This window comes from Sulfurovum iocasae (assembly GCF_047716765.1).
Lineage (GTDB): Bacteria > Campylobacterota > Campylobacteria > Campylobacterales > Sulfurovaceae > Sulfurovum.
Map to the genome: position 1 here is coordinate 1,069,619 of NZ_CP180410.1, position 16,070 is coordinate 1,085,688.

Here is a 16,070-nt window from a genome sequence, read left to right on the forward strand (position 1 = left end):
ATTACCACTGTATTACTCAATTACATATACTTTTATAGTAAATATTTCTTTCACTGTTTTATAATATACTGCTTATGCAAGTATCACTAGTATAGTTTAAATCTTATGAATATTTAGAAGGGATAATTCATTAGCATACTTTAAATATTTTAGTTAATATAAAGCTAGTTCTATGAAAGTGAAAACCTTATAAAATTATATATTTCATAAGGTTTTGAAAAAGAAGGATTAATACTCTATCAAACCCAAAAACTGTAAGTACGTTCTATCAACCAAAAAGCAGCAAGACTTCCGATGACATAAGCAATACCCATTTCACCTTTACGCAATACATTTTGAGTGATTACTTTCTTCAGTACCCACGCTATGCATAAAACAGCAAAAACAAAGATCAACTGTCCAAGTTCTACACCGACATTAAAAAAGAGCAGTGCTTGAGGGATAGACTGTTCTGGTAGACCCACTTCTGCAAGTGCCCCGGCAAAACCAAATCCATGTAACAGTCCAAAGATAAAAGCAATCAACCATGGTGATCTTTCTGCCAGCCCTACTTTTCCCTGCTGTGAATGGATGATCTCTACAGCCAAAAAGAGAATACTCAGTGCGATGACTGCTTCAACGGGTGCTTGAGGTACAGAGAGCCATCCTAATGTTGCTGCTACTAGCGTAATACTGTGTGCCAAGGTAAACGCGGTGATCGTCCCAATAAGTCTCTTCCGTCCTACTACGATGAGAAGTAAGGCAAAGACAAAAAGAAGATGATCGATCCCCAGCAAGATATGTTCAACACCGATGATCGTGTAGGTTTTAGCTACATCCCATGATGACTGTTCAGCGGCTACCTGAAATGATCTCTGGGTAGGTATTAAACGCTGTATTAAAGAGGAGCCATTGGCATGTGTGATACGCACAAGTACATCTGTGGCTGTACTGTCCAGACCTTGTATCTCTATCGTTTGACCTGCAAGTCCTGTGGTACATACCATTGTCCAGCTTTCGATAAGTGCATTGTTGACTTTGTGACGACTCGGAGGAGTACTTTTACAACTCTTTGGCATAATGGGTTTAATACCTAAGACCATATTGTCTTTCATAGGTACTTTCCATTTGACCTGGAATGTTTTAGCCCCAGAACTTTTTATCTCAAGGTAACCCGGGCGTATCTCATCTGCAAAAGAGAAACCAAGCATAAGGCTTAACAGCAGTAATACTCTAATATAATGCATACTACTCACTACTCTTTTCAGGTAAAAGTGTACTTGTTGGTTTTGAGATGACAACATCATACTGTTTACGAAGATTAGCCACAAAAGAATCATTTGCTTTTTTACGTTCATCACTCGTCCAGTCTTCCAATACACTTTCTCTTGCCATTTCCAAGGCTGCAGTTTTTGCTTTACTTTTAGACTCTATGTAGATAAGATGTAATCCGTAACTCGAAGCCAATGGTCCTATCCATTTGCCTAGAGGTTGCGTAAAAAGTTCTTGAGTAAACTTTTTACCAAGTAGACGATTAACCTCAAACTCTTTCATGTTGCTAAATGCTGTCCCATGTAGAAAACCATCACCAACACTCTCCATATCAATCCTATTATTGACTTCTAAAAGTCTTGCAAGAAGATCTGTAGCCTCTGTTTCCATATCTGCATTATGTTTAGCAGGGTTAAAATAAATGTGTTGAAACGTGATTTTTCCCGAAAGTTGATATCTTGAAGCATGTGTATCAAGGTAGGCTTGTAGCTGTGCATCCGTAGGAGTATCTATAGTGATGATATCGTTAGAGATAAACTTCACTTTTTGTGCTAAACGACGACGTACAACAGGATCATCACTGTCCAGTCCCATTGCCAACGCTTCACGATACAGTATCTCTTCATTGATATACTGATCAGTTAGACCATTAAACTCTTCTTGCGTGGGAAGACGATTCCATCTTTTTTCCCACAGGGTAACCATCCTGTCAGCACGTACAGTACTGACCTCTATACGACTCTCTTCATCTTCAGGCACATTTGCTGTCAATCCGTAAACCAGAAATATCCCAGCCCCGATCAATAAAAAATGAAAGAGCGGCTCTTTTAGCCACGAACTCATTTAACCCCTTTAGGTGTATACCAGATAGGAGAAGACCATGCTCTTTCTCTTGTGATGAGTTTTACCTCTTTATCCATTTTGATACCATATCTTTTTTGATCATAGGCTGTCCAACGTGGTGTTGGTATCTCTATCACTCTTGCATAGTAAAAAGCATTGTCTTTAGCATTAAAATCAGGGTCTTTCCATACTGTGGTAAGATCTGGATCACCGATAGTGTTTGTCCATGTTGCATCTTCAACATTTACAGTATTTCCCACATCAGGGAGTTTACCCTTCGCATCAGGTTTGCGCGTATCTGCATTCCCCCATGCTACATCATAGATCTTCTCTATTTTCTTACCATCAGCGTCTACCCAACCTTTGATGATCTGAATACGATCAAGATTTCCACCTAGTGGATCTTTCATCGCTGCAACCAAGAAAGTCGGTGCTTTTGTAGCATCTGCTTGTGCTGTCAAGTCTCCGCCCATCGGTACACCTTTTGCATATCCAATTTTTGGAAGGTTTCTATGTGCTAGATCTTTAGCTTCATAGTCCCATCCGCCAAAAAATCTTACCGTCATACGTGTACCGGATGTTGCGTAGACCTCTTTACGTTTCATCGCGTCCCAAAGAGATTCACGTGTATTCTCTTTTGCCCATACTGCGGCATATCCTGCTGCTTCATACTGCCATGTGTATCTTTTTTTACCAAAGCCTTCTTTTGAGACATGTTCCCAACGTTTTGCACTTGGCTCTTGGTAGACAAGTTTACCAAAGAAATTATCTTCTTCTATGGCTGTGAGTGAATTGTGTACATCTGTACCACCTACAAACCCAAATTTAAACGGGTTTACACCCAGAGTATTTTGGTACCCAAGTCCTTGGAGTAATCCTCCACGCAAATACATATAGGGACGCATTTCAGGTGTTTCAGGTTTATCTTCTAGTGTCAAATTACCATATTCCCATCCTGCCAAACCATAATCAGCAAACTCATCATTTGGTGACATAGAAGGGTGTGTTTCACTCGCTCCCTTAGTTTGTATTATCTCTTGAAGGACTTCATACTTGGCACGGCGCTTTGCATAGTCTTCACTCAATGGATTACCTTGGAAATCTACAGGCTCGAACATACGCCCGTTAGAGAGGTTACTATTGTGTGGGATAGCCAGAAGATTTCCGCCTGTTTTAGCTTCATATTTTTCCATCCATGCCCAAAGTTTTTCAGGGTCTTGACTCACCCATGAGGAAAAAGGAAACATCTGTTTTGCTTTGTCTACATTACCTCTGTAGAGTACATTACGGTGTAAATTATTACCTCCGGGTACAGAAGTCCACTCATACCCTATCATCGCAGTAAAACATCCAGGGTTATTATATTTTTCTGCTGTTTTAAGGTAATCTTGCCATACGGACATCATCACTGGACCAGAAATTTTAGGATCTGTAAGTGGTTTAGGGAGTGTTCCATTCGCCTGTGCAGAAACAAGTTCAATTGTAGCATTTGCAGACGCTTTCCCTCCCTCTTTCATTGCTTTATTCCATCTCTTAATCGTTTCATCTTCCATAAACCTAGGGTTACCATTATATACTTCATACATTACACCCAAACCTTCAACATGGTCTGAGATAACTAAAAAGTCAAGTGGACGAGAGAGTTTTACAGGTTGCCCTGTAGAACTGACAACTTCTTCCCCTATGGCAAATTTGTAGGCATCTTCAGGACTTAGTCTATCCCCATTCATAAAGGCATCACCGGAGTTTGATGTATGGTGGTGCGTATCTCCAAAGTACACTTGTGTTGGAAAGTCCTCACCTGCATACGGAGAATATGTACTGTCCGCCTGTTTTGCTGTATGCGTTGATTTCATCTCATTAACTGTACCCGCACCTGATGAAGCAACAAGAGAGGTACTCATCGCGATAAGCGCTGAAGCAACAACTGAAAGTTTTAATGTATTTGATTTCATAGTTTTCCCTTTAATAAAGAATCCCCCCCCCTTACAATGTAAAGGGGTATCATGTTAATTTAGATAGCTGTTTTAATCACTTTTTTCTTTGCTTTTCTTTCTGCTTTATTGACTTTTTTCTCAACATAACCTTTATCATCCATTCCAACTGCTGATTTAGCACCATCTTTCGTTTTGTCTTTCGCTTTTTCTCCTGCGGAGTTAGCTAAGAGTAGTGTAGTTGAAAGTGCTGCAAGTAGTAATAATTTCTTCATTGTTCTTCCTTTAAATATGTATGGTTTAGCAGATATATCTGCAATAGATTTTTCCAATTAAACGTTAGTTATAGAATATCATAAAATGTAAACTTCACAGTATAGAAAAACTGCAAGTTTTGTTTAAATAGTATCGAATGGATACCTGTCTACTATGGAGATTCATCTCTATAGACTCGTTTAGGAATAGGTTCTCCAAGTAGTACCGTTGTATGTAAGAGTAAGCGCTCAACCGTTCCTAATGTATCACGCTGGGTAAGTACATTTTGACCCATTTTCGGTTCATCTGTGATCAGACCATCAACACCCAAAGAGATCATACTGGTCATAGAGACAGGATCATTGGCTGTCCAGATATATACTTTTTTATCTATTTTATGTACTCTTCTGACAAAGTTAGGTTTTATCATATCCATATTGATCGCAAAAAAGTCTACATCCATTTTAGAGATATCTCCTATGGCTAGGGAAAGTAAAATACCCATCTCCCAATCCGGTCTTAAAGCTCGAGCTTTTTTGACACCATCAAGCTCCAGGGACATCAGTGCGACACTCTTTGCCATACCTACCTTTTCAACCACATCGATGACTCTCTGTTCAAGCTGTTCATCATGACCATAGTATTTCAGTTCTATGAGTACTTTTGCTTTACCTTTTGCCTCAAGAAGTACCTCTTCAAGTGTGGGTATGCGTTGGTCAGAAAACTTAGGGTCAAACCAGCTACCTATGTCTATCTGGCGCAACTCTTCGAGTGTACCTTCCCATACTTTTGTCGGCACCTTTGAAATTTTCATGAAGTCACTGTCATGAATCACAACAATTTCACCATCTTTGGTTTCCTGAACATCTATCTCTACCCAATCAGCTTTATCTTCTATCGCCTTACGTAGGGCTGCTATAGTATTTTCCGGTGCTGCCCCTGCTGCCCCACGATGGGCAATGATATCAACATTGTCTACCGTTTGGATGTCTTTCAAAAGCCATCCACCCGTCAAAACAGCCGCAGTAACGGAGGTGATCAAAAGAAGCGTAATTTTAGTCCTTGTAAGGTTTAACCCTGCTCCCTCCTCTTTGACTTTCATATCACTTATGTTTATGTGACATCCATAACGTTCTGCAAGTATGACTGTCAAGGTAGCAAGACTACTTGAAGTAAGGGCCGTCACAAAAATATTGGCAAGAGATAAAAGTGCAACAAGCGCACCCATCAACACAATGAGTACTTTGAGTGAATCATTAAAGAGAGGAATAAGTTGAGCACCTAAAAAGTGAACTGTACCCAAAACAACTGCCCCTAACAAAAAAGCAGCTAAAGCCCACAATGCAAAAGACTTCAGTATCTGACTTTTATGTCCTTTTGCCAATGCAGTACTTTTATCAAAAGAGTCAGCCGGCGATACGCCTGAAAAAAGGATCAGAGGAAGGGCAAGAGACCAGGAAAGAAGTTTACGAACCAGTATAAAGAGCATCGCAAACATGATAAGGCCATTGATAGCCAAGGTCAGCATAAATACAGGCGGTTTCTCAGCCAGATAATAGTTAATGTCATGGTCTGTGATCAACACCCAGGCGATCGCAGCACTGATGGCAATAAACGGCACTACAATGACCAATATACGAATGATCAGTCGTGTTGCGAACAGGTAAATACCTTTTGCATGATTAAACGTAAAACGCAGTGCAGCGATGACACCCATATTTTGCTCATGCAGTCTTGTTGCACTCAGAGCCATCATAGAAGCCTGTTCAAAAATAAGAATTGTGATCAACAGACCTGATAGAACGATCAAAGCGAGTATACCCGGAGGAGAAAGCATGAACATCGCAATATCCATATCGGAAAGTACAGCTTCTCCTGAAAGACTTAGAAGAAACCGACCAATAATCCCCATGAGAGGAGCAAACAGAATCAAGCCAAGTGCAATATACATTAAGTGTAGTGCAAAAAACTTTACACTGCTAGATCGCAGAATACTTAATACTTCTTCCCAAATATTCTCATTTTTTTCTGTCATGTTCATTTGCCTTTTTTAGTATAACTTATAATATAACATATAATACAAATTTTGAAGTATAGAAAAACTGCAAGTTTCAATGACTGCCCTCAAAGCACTAAATAGAAAAGATATAATTCTCAACATTAAAAACAAGGAGAAGTAACAATGAGTATAGTCATCAATGGGTTAAAAAAACTAAAAGGTAAGCATATAGGACTTGCTATCTTAGGTTTAGCAGTTATTATTTATTTGGTAGTGAAAGTAGATCGCAGCAGAATTGAACATTTAAAGAATGGTGGGGTATTGGCTTGCGGTGCAGAAGGAAAAACTGAAATTATCGATGTAGACTATAGAATCTCAGGTAGTGGTTTGGCAATCTTGAGTAAATCAGGTCAAAAATGGAGTATGAAAAAGTGTACACCATTTCCATCATTACCTGTAAAATAAAATAGAAAGGTGTTCTTAAAATGTCACTTACATACTTTAGAAAACTTATACTCTATACGTTGATAGTATTAGGGATGTCAGTAGGGTATTTTATCTATGCCTATACTGTGTATCCGGCTTCTTCTCAAAGAGAAACATTTTTAAGTGAGATCGGTGAAGGTTTTGGTGTATTAGGTGTCTGGGGTTTGACATTCATTTACGGACGTACACTTTTAAAACTTTTTATGGGGAAAGGTCCTTTGGCAAAACGTCTTATCCCAAACTATACGGCACCCGTTACGGTATCTCTATTTCAAAGTTTACTGAACTTTTTAAACAAAACACATGTCTATGTAGGGGTCGCAACCGTTGCTGTTATATTGCTACACATTGTACTCACTGGTGGGCTGACAAATAACCTGTTTTTCCTTGCTATACTCATTTTGATCATCTGGCAAGGTCTGTTTGGATTGTTTATTTCGTGGAAATACTCACCCAAAGAGTTAAAGAAGTTTGCATTTATGGTTCATGCTCAGTTTCTAACAGGAGTCATCATTGGTATCTTTACACTCTTTGGACATTTATTGGTTGATAAATAGTAATTCCTAGTAAAGATACCCTTACTATTTATCTTACAATCTAATCTTCTTAGGTGGATGCTTTTTAAATGTTCCAGCATGCTCTTTCGCTTCAGCTGCAATGGAAGCTAACCATGGAGACAAACCAACTTTTGATGTTGTTGTGTAGTCGATGTTTTGAAAGGCATTTTGCATCTGCATAACTTGTAGGTGCATTTTGTACTCTCTCACACGCAAAGTGAAATCTGCCAAAATTTGGTCTGCTTCTGCAAACTGCTCTTCATCTAGTACCAAGTCAGGGTAACGACGAGCATCAAACTGCTGTGTCAACTCTTTTTGTGAAGCACAATAGCCTTGAAATTCATCAAAACCTAGCGGCAATGCCCACAAAAGAGCCTATATTTGTAGTATTACCAGGATGTCTATCTGCACATGATACATGACAAGAGAGACATTTTAGCTGGGTTTATTTCAATTCTATTACAACTTTTTCGAGAGAACCTTTAAACACTGAACCTGCCTTGTATTCACCTACAGGGGAGCCATAATCTGCACCTATATCTAGTGTTTCATCAAGTGAGAATGCTGCTCTCGGTGTTCTTTCAGTGCGTGTTTTACCAACAATCTCGCCATTAATACTTAATTCGATATTTGCTCCTTTACCAAGACCCCCTTTGTCTGATTTGAAGTTAACAACAGCTATTACTTTACCTTTAGGCAGTGTTTTAGCTGAAATAATTGTATGCAATGATTCACTAAAGTCATTAAAAACATAATGAAGTTTACCTTCTTTTACATACAGTGACCAACCACCTGAAACGCCACCTATTGAGACAACAACACCCTCAGAATCACCTTTGGAATTATCAAATGTAGCCGTAATGGAATAATCTCTGCCTAAGGTATAAGGTGCAGAACGCTCAGGTATACGCGTTGCTCCAGGGTAATATGTAAAGATTTTTCGACTACCGCCAACAAGAGGTAAGTTGGCTGGATTAAACCTGGCACCACCACGATCATCTAGTGGATATACATTATGATTTCGTGCCTCTACATCAAAAAGTGCTTGCAAAGCTTTAAGTTTTTCAGGATATTGTTCAGCTAGATCATTTGCTTGTGAAAAATCTTTACTGGTATCATAAAGTTCCCAGCGATCATTATCAAACTTTTTAGTTGCACTTAGTCTCCATGGATAATCCCCATGTTTAGTACACGCATACCAACCTTCGTGCCAAATACCCCTATTGCCAAAGAGTTCAAAGTATTGGGTTTTATGTTTTGAGACAGCATTTGTATTGGCTTTATCCCATGTAGAAACCATACTTACGCCCTCTAATGGTATCTGCTTTATACCATTAACATACTCAGGGAAATCTATACCGATTGCTTCATAGATTGTTGGGGCTATATCAACAACATGGTGAAATTGTAAGCGTTTTCCTCCTACATCTTTGATTTTATTTGGCCAGCTCATTATCACAGGGTTAGAGGTTCCACCATAGTGTGAAGCAACAAGTTTAACCCATTGAAAAGGGGTATTCATCGCCCAGGCAAAACCAGCAGGATAATGATTGAAAGCTTTTGCAGTACCAATCAAATCTGCTTTTTCGATAATGGTTTTGGGATCTTCTGAAAATCCATTTAGACTTGCTACTTCATTGAACATACCATGTTCTTGCCCTTCACTTGAAGCCCCATTGTCCCCAACCATGTAGATAAACAATGTATTGTCAAACTCACCCATCTCTTCAAGTGCTTCTATAAGTAAACCCGCCTCATAGTCTGTTTGTGCAGAAAACCCTGCATAAGTTTCCATAAGTTTTGCAGCAATCTTTTTCTGCTCAGGGTTCATACTATCCCAAGAAGGAATTTCTTTGGGTCTAGGTGTTAGTTTAGCATTTTTTGGTATGGCCCTATCTTTTTTTGTTGAGCAAAAGTTTCATCGCGTAACTTATCCCAACCTTGATTGAATTTACCATTAAATGGTTTTACCCAATCAGCAGAGACATGATGTGGTGCGTGGGTTGCACCAGGAGCAAAATAGACAAAAAATGGCTTATCTGGTGCAACTGTTTTTTGCAGTCTCATCCAGGCAATTGCTTTTTCTCTCAAATCATCATTGAGGTTGTATCCCTCACGATTAGGAACCTCAATGGGAGTAGTACCATCATAGAGTGAAGGATGAAACTGGTGTGTTTCTCCACCATTGAAACCATAGAACTTATCAAAGCCAAGTCCCGTTGGCCATGTTGTAAATGGACCTGATGGGTTGGCTTCCCATACTGCTGTTTGATGCCATTTTCCCCAAGCCGATGTGCTATAACCTGAATTTTTCAATACAGCCGCAATGGATGCTGCAGTGTTAGGGACTGCAGAAGTATAGCCATCAAAACCCGTTCCAATTTCAGTAATGGTTCCCATATTTACTGCATGATGATTTCGACCACTAAGGAGTGCTGCACGCGTTGGGCTACATTGTGCTGTAGTATGGAAATCATTATAAGTAATCCCTCTTTTTGCAATCTTCTCCAATGAAGGCGAAGGTATGGGACCACCAAAAGTAGAGAGTGCTGAAAAGCCCATATCATCAATCAAAAATATAACAATATTTGGTGCATCTTTTGATGCAGTTGGAATAGTCACTTTGCCTGCTTGAGAATCAAAGTAAGTTTTAGTCACTTTCGAATCCACCTTCTTGGATGGCTTGGGTAAATTATCAAGTGCATTGGCATAAACAGCCGTGAATGGTGACAACATCATGAGTGCTATTGTGGAGGTAGTTAATGTGTTAAAAATAATTTTCATTTATATTTCCTTTTCTTGTGTCGGTACAAACCAAATAGGTGATGACCAAGCTCTCTCTTGGATGGTAGAAGCTACATTTTCAAGTAGTGGTAAATTGTTGCGTACTGCGTCATAAGTCGTCCATCTTGGTGTTGGTATGTCTATAACGCGTGCGTAGTAAAGTGTAGGTAACTTAGCATCAAACTCTGTGTCTACAAAAGTACCCATGAGTGTTGCAGCACCTATAGTATTAGTAAACTTAGCCGTTTTAAGATCAACCGTATTACCTACAGGAGGAAGTTTTCCGTCAGCTCCTACTTTACGCTTATCAGACCAAGCAACATTGATGATCTTTTCATGTTGTTCACCCTTTGAATCTACCCAACCTTTAATGATTTGAATACGGTCAAGGTTTGCTTCATCCATATCTTTAATAGCCCAAACATTGATAACTGGTGACTTTTTAGCACCAACAATCGTACCACCCATTGGTACACCATTTGCATAACCGTCTTTTACCATTTCAACAACATCTGTTGGGTTTTGCTTAAGGTTTACCCCTGCAAAAAGACGCACTTGGATTCTAGGACCAGAAGTTACATAAGTCTCTTTGTTGTACATAGCATCCCAAATAGCACCTCTTGTATTCTTCTCTGCCCATACCCCAGTAAGAGAACCAGGGTTTGCATCAGTACCACCCAACCATTCAGGTATTGACCCTTCTCTTCTCATCTTTACAGTTCCATCAGCTGCACCATGGCTTCCTATGTACTTACTTTCATCAACATCACTTGGTGTTCCATTATGACTGTCAGTACCACCTATAAAACCATACTTATAAGGGTTCGCTCCAAGCGTATCAACATATTTCATACCCTTAATCACACCTGCTCTAACAAAATTTCCCTTTTCAAATGTACGCTTTGAGAACTTTGCCATAGAGTCTGCATTTTCAAAGTCTGAAAACTCATCTGCTACCCAGAACTTTCTATGTACTTCCGAGTTCCCTTTGATTTGCATCATCTCTATCAGTCTTTCAAAGTGATTACGCTTTTGTACATACTCCAAACTAATGGCTTTACCAGAAGAGTCATTTTCATTAAACATCATCCCTTTTGAAGCATTTGAATTATGAGGTACGGCAAATAATTTACTTCCCCTTTTTTCCTGAACTTCCATCCATTCCCATAGTTTCTCTTCACGATTAATCTCGGCATATCCTACAGGTCTTTCTGGTAAAACCATATCTCGGAAAAAGACATTTCTATGTAAGTTTCCACCTTTAGGTGCGGCAGACCATTCAAAAGCAGGTATAGTTGTAAATACGCCTGGTTCATAGTGTTCATTAACAGCGGCACTATTGATACTCCAAGCATTGTTTGTACTCTCATATCCTGTGAAGAAATCTGTATGTGCAGGCTTTGCATCACCCCTGTTAACTGAGACTACATACTTGATAAACCATTTTATCTGTTCTTTGTAGTCGGTTAATGACCGAAGCTCTTTGAGTACATCCTGGTCATATCCTTTAGCTTGGGGGTTCATCGCTGTAAACATTTCACCTGTATACTCAGAATGATCTGTCACCGCACAAAAATCAAGAGGTCTAGCCATATTATGTTCTTTACCATTGATATTCACTGTCTCACCCTTGGCAAAACGATATGCATCGCTAGGACTCATACGGTTACCACCGATATAGGCATCTAGTGAAAAAGATGTATGCAGGTGTGTTTCACCAAAATAGGCATTTTTAAGTGGGTTAGATGGTGCATCTTTTTCCATCTGTTTAATGCGGTCAGCTTTTGCAGCGTAAGACACATTTGCATTTGTTTCACTTGCATGTGTACCCAGTGCCAAAGTGGCAATGAGAGAGAGGCTGATTGTTAGTTTTTTTGATGTTTCAAATAATTTCATAGTGTTCCTTTATTAAAATGTTGGAAATAAAAACTTTGCTGTAAATGTAATGTTTGTTTTAGGTGTAGGGGCTAAAAATCCATTACTTGCTGTTACTTCATCTGCAAAGTTATACACGTACTGCAGTGAAAAGACAACTGGTAACTTACCAAACTTATGAAGTTTTCCAACTTGCAATCCTACAGGTAAAGATGCCCATTGGCTTGATTCCCAGTCATAGATGTACTGTATATCTCCCGTACCAATGTTCCAACCACCACCCATAGAGTAATTCAGAATGGGCTGAAGAGAACTAATTTTGGTGTCTGGACGGTCATCATTGCCAGCTACACGAAAAAGGTTTTGGTTAAAAAGACCAATGTTTAGTCCTTTACTAAGCGTATTGTTTACAAAACCAAATGCAGGACCAACACTCCACTGCTCATTACCATCAGCTAAAGGAATAGACCCAACAAGACCTACACCATAACGTCCCCAAGAGGTAGCAAAAACACCCATGTCAAAAAGAGTCATGTCTTGTATGCCAGTATCTCCCGTAGGACTGTCTGTCACTACAGGTAGTGTAACTCTGGCTATGTGATTAGTTTCACCCCATTTATAGGGGTATGCTGCTCGAAATGAAATGCTGTTGGCATTTTCACCCTCCAATCCATTGTAAAAGTCAGAGGTGTAACCATCTATCAACTGTACAGCCATAAGTGGCGCAGTTGGGTCATTGGCTTGTTGGGCTAAATCAGTATCTGCATACATAAACGATGTACTTAATGCAAGCACACAAGCTAGTGATAATACACTCTTTTTAATACTACTATTTTCCAAAATAATCCTTTTTTTCATTTTAAAAGTTCACAATAAACTTGAACCAAAGCGTATCGCTCTCAAGACGTTTTTCATTTTGATAATCTTTCAGGTATTTGAGTTCAGCCAAATATTTTCCTTTTTTATCTATCCATGAGAGTACGGGTCCTGCACCTAATGCTTTGGCTCTAAATGCACCCAAATTTGCACCTTCTCCACTGTCATCTGTAACTTGTTTATACCAATACGCATTTACACCTACACCAGTGATACCTCCTGCAAAAGGAAAGTGCTGTGCTAAAGTCCCATCTAAGTGTATTTGTGTTCCTGACTTGTAATTTGTATCTGGGTTTTCCCAGTTAAAGTCTGCACCAAGAAACAGAGATGCTTCAATGCCATTTTCCTGACCAAAATACATTATCCCAATAGTCGGCTCTACTGTCCAAAAGTTTTTTCCGTTGTTAATGAATCTTCCCAGTTCATAACTTCCTGTTGGTGCATAAATACCTATTCTGGTATTGATATTTAAGTCTTTACTGACATTGTAGTTCAACATAAGTGGCATCAAGACAATATCACCCAGTGCAGTTCTGTCTCCCTGCATATCACCAAAATCTGTTCCTCGATAAGTAAAATCTCCAGAGAGGTCTAAGTTTAAGACAGGAATGGTTGTAGACATTGCAAACTGCCACTTGTCACCAAGACCAAGATTCCAATCGGGTGCCCAGAAAAGTGTTAATCCAAGTACATTGGACGTAGCAGCAGGATTTGCAAGAAGGCCTCCACTACTTTTGGGTATGGTAACTGAGGATGAAGCCTGATAATTAATGTAATTCAGTCTCATAAGAAAAGTAGGTTCTAAAGCAACCCCATCCATAAAAGATGCCATCGATCCAGGCAAGTAGTGTCCACTTCCTCCCTCTTCTGCTACTACAACAGTAGATGCCAATGCCAGTGTGCAAAGTCCTGTTTTGATAAAGTTTGAAAACTTTTTATTTATTTTCACTATTGTCCCTTAAAATAAAACATAATTGGATAAATAATAGCACAAATAATGCATTTTGTAGTATAGAAAAACTGCAAGTTTAAGATAAAAAATTTGGATTTAAAAGTGAGGAGGGGTTAGGTTGTTGACCTAGCCCACAAGGCTAGATCTTAGTATTATTTCTATTGTGACTGATCGTCACTCACATTCATCTCTTTTATGTCTAGAGTATCATGTGATTTTTTAGTGTAAGTTGTTTTATTATGCTCGTTTTCCGGTTTTTCTATCTGTGCATTTTGTTGAATAATATGAAGATCACTCTGCGGATAAGGGATAGAAATACCTTCTTCGTCAAAACGTTCTTTAACAGTACGGGTCACTTCCCAAAAGACTGTCCAGTAATCAGCTGTTTTAACCCATGGACGGCATATGAAGTTAACAGATGAGTCTGCCAGTTCATTTACCTTGATAGTAGGTGCAGGGTCTTTGAGTACCAATGGATGTTCTGAAAGGATCTGCTCCATCACCTTCTGTGCCTGTTCAATGTTATCATCATAACCGATACCAAATGTCATATCTACACGACGTGTATCACTGTGGGTTACATTGGTAATGATGTTACCCCAGATCGAGTTGTTTGGAACAACCATCAGTCTATTATCGGCGGTTACAATACTTGTCGATACCAGAGTCATAGACTGAACCGTACCTATGATACCTGCAACATCCACAACATCACCGATGTCATAAGGACGGTAAAGCATGATCATCAGTCCGCTTGCAAAGTTACTGAGTGTACCCTGCAGTGCGAATGCAACAACGAAACCTGCAGCACCTACCATTGCCATGATCGGTGCAACATTGACATCCAGTGCGGCGAGAGCAACAAGAACTCCTATAAGCATCACTACTTTGTGGATGATATTAGCAATAAAGTCATTCAGAAGTTGTGAATTGCTTGGCGTATGCTCTAATGCTTTTCTTGCTCCTCTGCTTAATAGCTTAGAGATAAACATAGCCATAAAAATGATTGCAAGGAATTTTGCAATATTGATCAACCAGTAAATACCACCTTCATCTGACATAACCCATGCAGAGACAGTTGTCCATGCAGAATGGGCATCGGTTACTTCTAAAGAAATACCACTTACCGTATCGATATAATGACGGTATGGAAGCACTTTCTCCAACTCTTTGCCATCTGCATCTGTACCGATCTTTTCGTTGATATTTTCCAATACCGTATCAAGACGAGCCACCATGGTCTTTCTTTGGGCTCGCAGTTTTGTCTGTTCTTCAAGGATAACGCTCTTCTCTTCCTTTGCCACAGTGATCTTCTGTTGGATCGCCTCTCTTTCCTCTGCTGCTGTCTGGTTATTGTCCAATGCTTTCATAGCATCAATTACAACATTCTTTTCTCTCACTAAAATTTTAGTATCGTAAACTTTTTTAGCTGATTCTTTTAGTAGTTCTAACCATCCGTCAGCTTCTACAAAGAGTTCGTCGCTGGACATATGTCTGACCATCAGGTTAAGTATTTCCGGTGAAACATCAGGGTTTACTGTAGTAACAGGTGTAGGACTAGGGGCTTCTTCCGCATACATAACTGTAGTTGATACCAATGCTAAAGTAAGCAATAGTCCTGTCATTATCTTTTTAAGGTTCGTCATTTTCTCTCTTTATATTTGTTTTATATCTTCTCCATATTAATAAGGAGAATTAACTACTTTATATACCAATGTATCACCTTCATAGAAAGGCTGATAATATGAATTATCACATCTTCTGTAACTGATACCGTTTGCTACAACAGTTGTACATGTAGTTGGCATAGTTGAGGCTGCGATCACTGAACCTATTATTAAACCTGTTGTGAAAGCCATAAGTGGAGCACCACGGTAATAACCATAATATCCACGACTGTGTCCACCATAATAACGTCTATTATTGTTTACGTTTACATTCACGTTTTTATTAACATTTCGATTTACATTTTTGTTTTTATTAACATTTCTATTAGTGTTTTTGTTTCTATTGGTATTTCTGTTACGATTACTACTACGACTTCGGTTAGCACTTCCACCTCTACGGGCACCACCGCCACCTCGTCTAGCCTCTGCCTGTGTAAAGAGAGAAACATTCATCTCTATAGGCATAGCACCAAAACCGTTTCCTGATGGTGTAATAGTTTTAACACTCACTGATGGAGAGAAAAAACCTACCATTGCAGCAACGACTGCAAACTTCACTAAAAAACTATTTTTATTTTTCATATTTCAATC

15 protein-coding genes are annotated in these 16,070 nt (G+C 39.2%); 2 read left to right on the top strand and 13 right to left on the bottom strand.

The window, feature by feature from the left end; genetic code table 11:
- Positions 1-239: 239 nt before the first annotated feature.
- From ACLHDG_RS05190 to ACLHDG_RS05210, 5 genes are all read right to left on the bottom strand, one after another.
- Positions 240-1,226 (bottom strand): HupE/UreJ family protein, encoded by a 987-nt coding sequence (locus ACLHDG_RS05190; RefSeq protein ID WP_415407928.1) that lies wholly within the window; start codon positions 1,224-1,226, stop codon positions 240-242.
- 1 nt (position 1,227) lies between these two features.
- Positions 1,228-2,094: a peptidyl-prolyl cis-trans isomerase gene (locus ACLHDG_RS05195; protein ID WP_415407929.1), complete on the bottom strand. Its 867-nt coding sequence runs from the start codon at positions 2,092-2,094 to the stop codon at positions 1,228-1,230.
- A complete protein-coding gene (locus ACLHDG_RS05200; RefSeq protein WP_415407930.1) occupies positions 2,091-4,049 on the bottom strand; it encodes a DUF3604 domain-containing protein in 1,959 nt (652 codons plus the stop codon). Before ACLHDG_RS05200 ends, ACLHDG_RS05195 begins: the two co-directional genes overlap by 4 nt.
- A gap of 59 nt (positions 4,050-4,108) precedes the next feature.
- A complete protein-coding gene (locus ACLHDG_RS05205) occupies positions 4,109-4,303 on the bottom strand; it encodes a hypothetical protein (protein WP_415407931.1) in 195 nt (64 codons plus the stop codon).
- Between the two features lie 152 nt (positions 4,304-4,455).
- On the bottom strand, positions 4,456-6,318 hold the full coding sequence (locus ACLHDG_RS05210; RefSeq protein WP_415407932.1) for a glycerophosphodiester phosphodiesterase family protein: 1,863 nt from the start codon (positions 6,316-6,318) through the stop codon (positions 4,456-4,458).
- Positions 6,319-6,465: 147 nt separating this feature from the next.
- Here ACLHDG_RS05210 and ACLHDG_RS05215 point away from each other — a divergent pair, with 147 nt between their 5' ends.
- A complete protein-coding gene (locus tag ACLHDG_RS05215; RefSeq protein WP_415407933.1) occupies positions 6,466-6,747 on the top strand; it encodes a hypothetical protein in 282 nt (93 codons plus the stop codon).
- A gap of 20 nt (positions 6,748-6,767) precedes the next feature.
- Complete coding sequence (locus ACLHDG_RS05220) at positions 6,768-7,325, top strand: hypothetical protein (protein WP_415407934.1); 558 nt, start codon at positions 6,768-6,770, stop codon at positions 7,323-7,325.
- 33 nt (positions 7,326-7,358) lie between these two features.
- Here the strand turns inward: ACLHDG_RS05220 and ACLHDG_RS05225 are convergent, their stop codons facing one another.
- From ACLHDG_RS05225 to ACLHDG_RS05260, 8 genes are all read right to left on the bottom strand, one after another.
- Positions 7,359-7,694: a hypothetical protein gene (locus tag ACLHDG_RS05225; RefSeq protein WP_415407935.1), complete on the bottom strand. Its 336-nt coding sequence runs from the start codon at positions 7,692-7,694 to the stop codon at positions 7,359-7,361.
- A gap of 76 nt (positions 7,695-7,770) precedes the next feature.
- Positions 7,771-9,156: a sulfatase-like hydrolase/transferase gene (locus ACLHDG_RS05230; RefSeq protein WP_415407936.1), complete on the bottom strand. Its 1,386-nt coding sequence runs from the start codon at positions 9,154-9,156 to the stop codon at positions 7,771-7,773.
- A 35-nt stretch (positions 9,157-9,191) separates the two neighbouring features.
- On the bottom strand, positions 9,192-10,109 hold the full coding sequence (locus tag ACLHDG_RS05235; RefSeq protein WP_415407937.1) for a sulfatase-like hydrolase/transferase: 918 nt from the start codon (positions 10,107-10,109) through the stop codon (positions 9,192-9,194).
- Positions 10,110-12,005, bottom strand: a complete 1,896-nt coding sequence (locus ACLHDG_RS05240) for a DUF3604 domain-containing protein (protein WP_415407938.1) — start codon at positions 12,003-12,005, stop codon at positions 10,110-10,112. It abuts the gene before it with no gap.
- Positions 12,006-12,017: 12 nt separating this feature from the next.
- Positions 12,018-12,824, bottom strand: a complete 807-nt coding sequence (locus tag ACLHDG_RS05245) for a hypothetical protein (protein WP_415407939.1) — start codon at positions 12,822-12,824, stop codon at positions 12,018-12,020.
- 19 nt (positions 12,825-12,843) lie between these two features.
- On the bottom strand, positions 12,844-13,809 hold the full coding sequence (locus tag ACLHDG_RS05250; RefSeq protein WP_415407940.1) for a transporter: 966 nt from the start codon (positions 13,807-13,809) through the stop codon (positions 12,844-12,846).
- Between the two features lie 161 nt (positions 13,810-13,970).
- Positions 13,971-15,458, bottom strand: a complete 1,488-nt coding sequence (locus tag ACLHDG_RS05255) for a mechanosensitive ion channel domain-containing protein (RefSeq protein WP_415407941.1) — start codon at positions 15,456-15,458, stop codon at positions 13,971-13,973.
- Positions 15,459-15,494: 36 nt separating this feature from the next.
- A complete protein-coding gene (locus tag ACLHDG_RS05260; protein WP_415407942.1) occupies positions 15,495-16,061 on the bottom strand; it encodes a hypothetical protein in 567 nt (188 codons plus the stop codon).
- Positions 16,062-16,070: the final 9 nt, after the last annotated feature.

Bases quoted from the DNA above. Each gene is read 5' to 3' on its own strand.
- ACLHDG_RS05190 (WP_415407928.1), bottom strand. From the start codon at position 1,226: ATGCATTATATTAGAGTATTACTGCTGTTAAGCCTTATGCTTGGTTTC.
- ACLHDG_RS05195 (WP_415407929.1), bottom strand. From the start codon at position 2,094: ATGAGTTCGTGGCTAAAAGAGCCGCTCTTTCATTTTTTATTGATCGGG.
- ACLHDG_RS05200 (WP_415407930.1), bottom strand. From the start codon at position 4,049: ATGAAATCAAATACATTAAAACTTTCAGTTGTTGCTTCAGCGCTTATC.
- ACLHDG_RS05205 (WP_415407931.1), bottom strand. From the start codon at position 4,303: ATGAAGAAATTATTACTACTTGCAGCACTTTCAACTACACTACTCTTA.
- ACLHDG_RS05210 (WP_415407932.1), bottom strand. From the start codon at position 6,318: ATGACAGAAAAAAATGAGAATATTTGGGAAGAAGTATTAAGTATTCTG.
- ACLHDG_RS05215 (WP_415407933.1), top strand. From the start codon at position 6,466: ATGAGTATAGTCATCAATGGGTTAAAAAAACTAAAAGGTAAGCATATA.
- ACLHDG_RS05220 (WP_415407934.1), top strand. From the start codon at position 6,768: ATGTCACTTACATACTTTAGAAAACTTATACTCTATACGTTGATAGTA.
- ACLHDG_RS05230 (WP_415407936.1), bottom strand. From the start codon at position 9,156: ATGAACCCTGAGCAGAAAAAGATTGCTGCAAAACTTATGGAAACTTAT.
- ACLHDG_RS05235 (WP_415407937.1), bottom strand. From the start codon at position 10,109: ATGAAAATTATTTTTAACACATTAACTACCTCCACAATAGCACTCATG.
- ACLHDG_RS05240 (WP_415407938.1), bottom strand. From the start codon at position 12,005: ATGAAATTATTTGAAACATCAAAAAAACTAACAATCAGCCTCTCTCTC.
- ACLHDG_RS05255 (WP_415407941.1), bottom strand. From the start codon at position 15,458: ATGACGAACCTTAAAAAGATAATGACAGGACTATTGCTTACTTTAGCA.
- ACLHDG_RS05260 (WP_415407942.1), bottom strand. From the start codon at position 16,061: ATGAAAAATAAAAATAGTTTTTTAGTGAAGTTTGCAGTCGTTGCTGCA.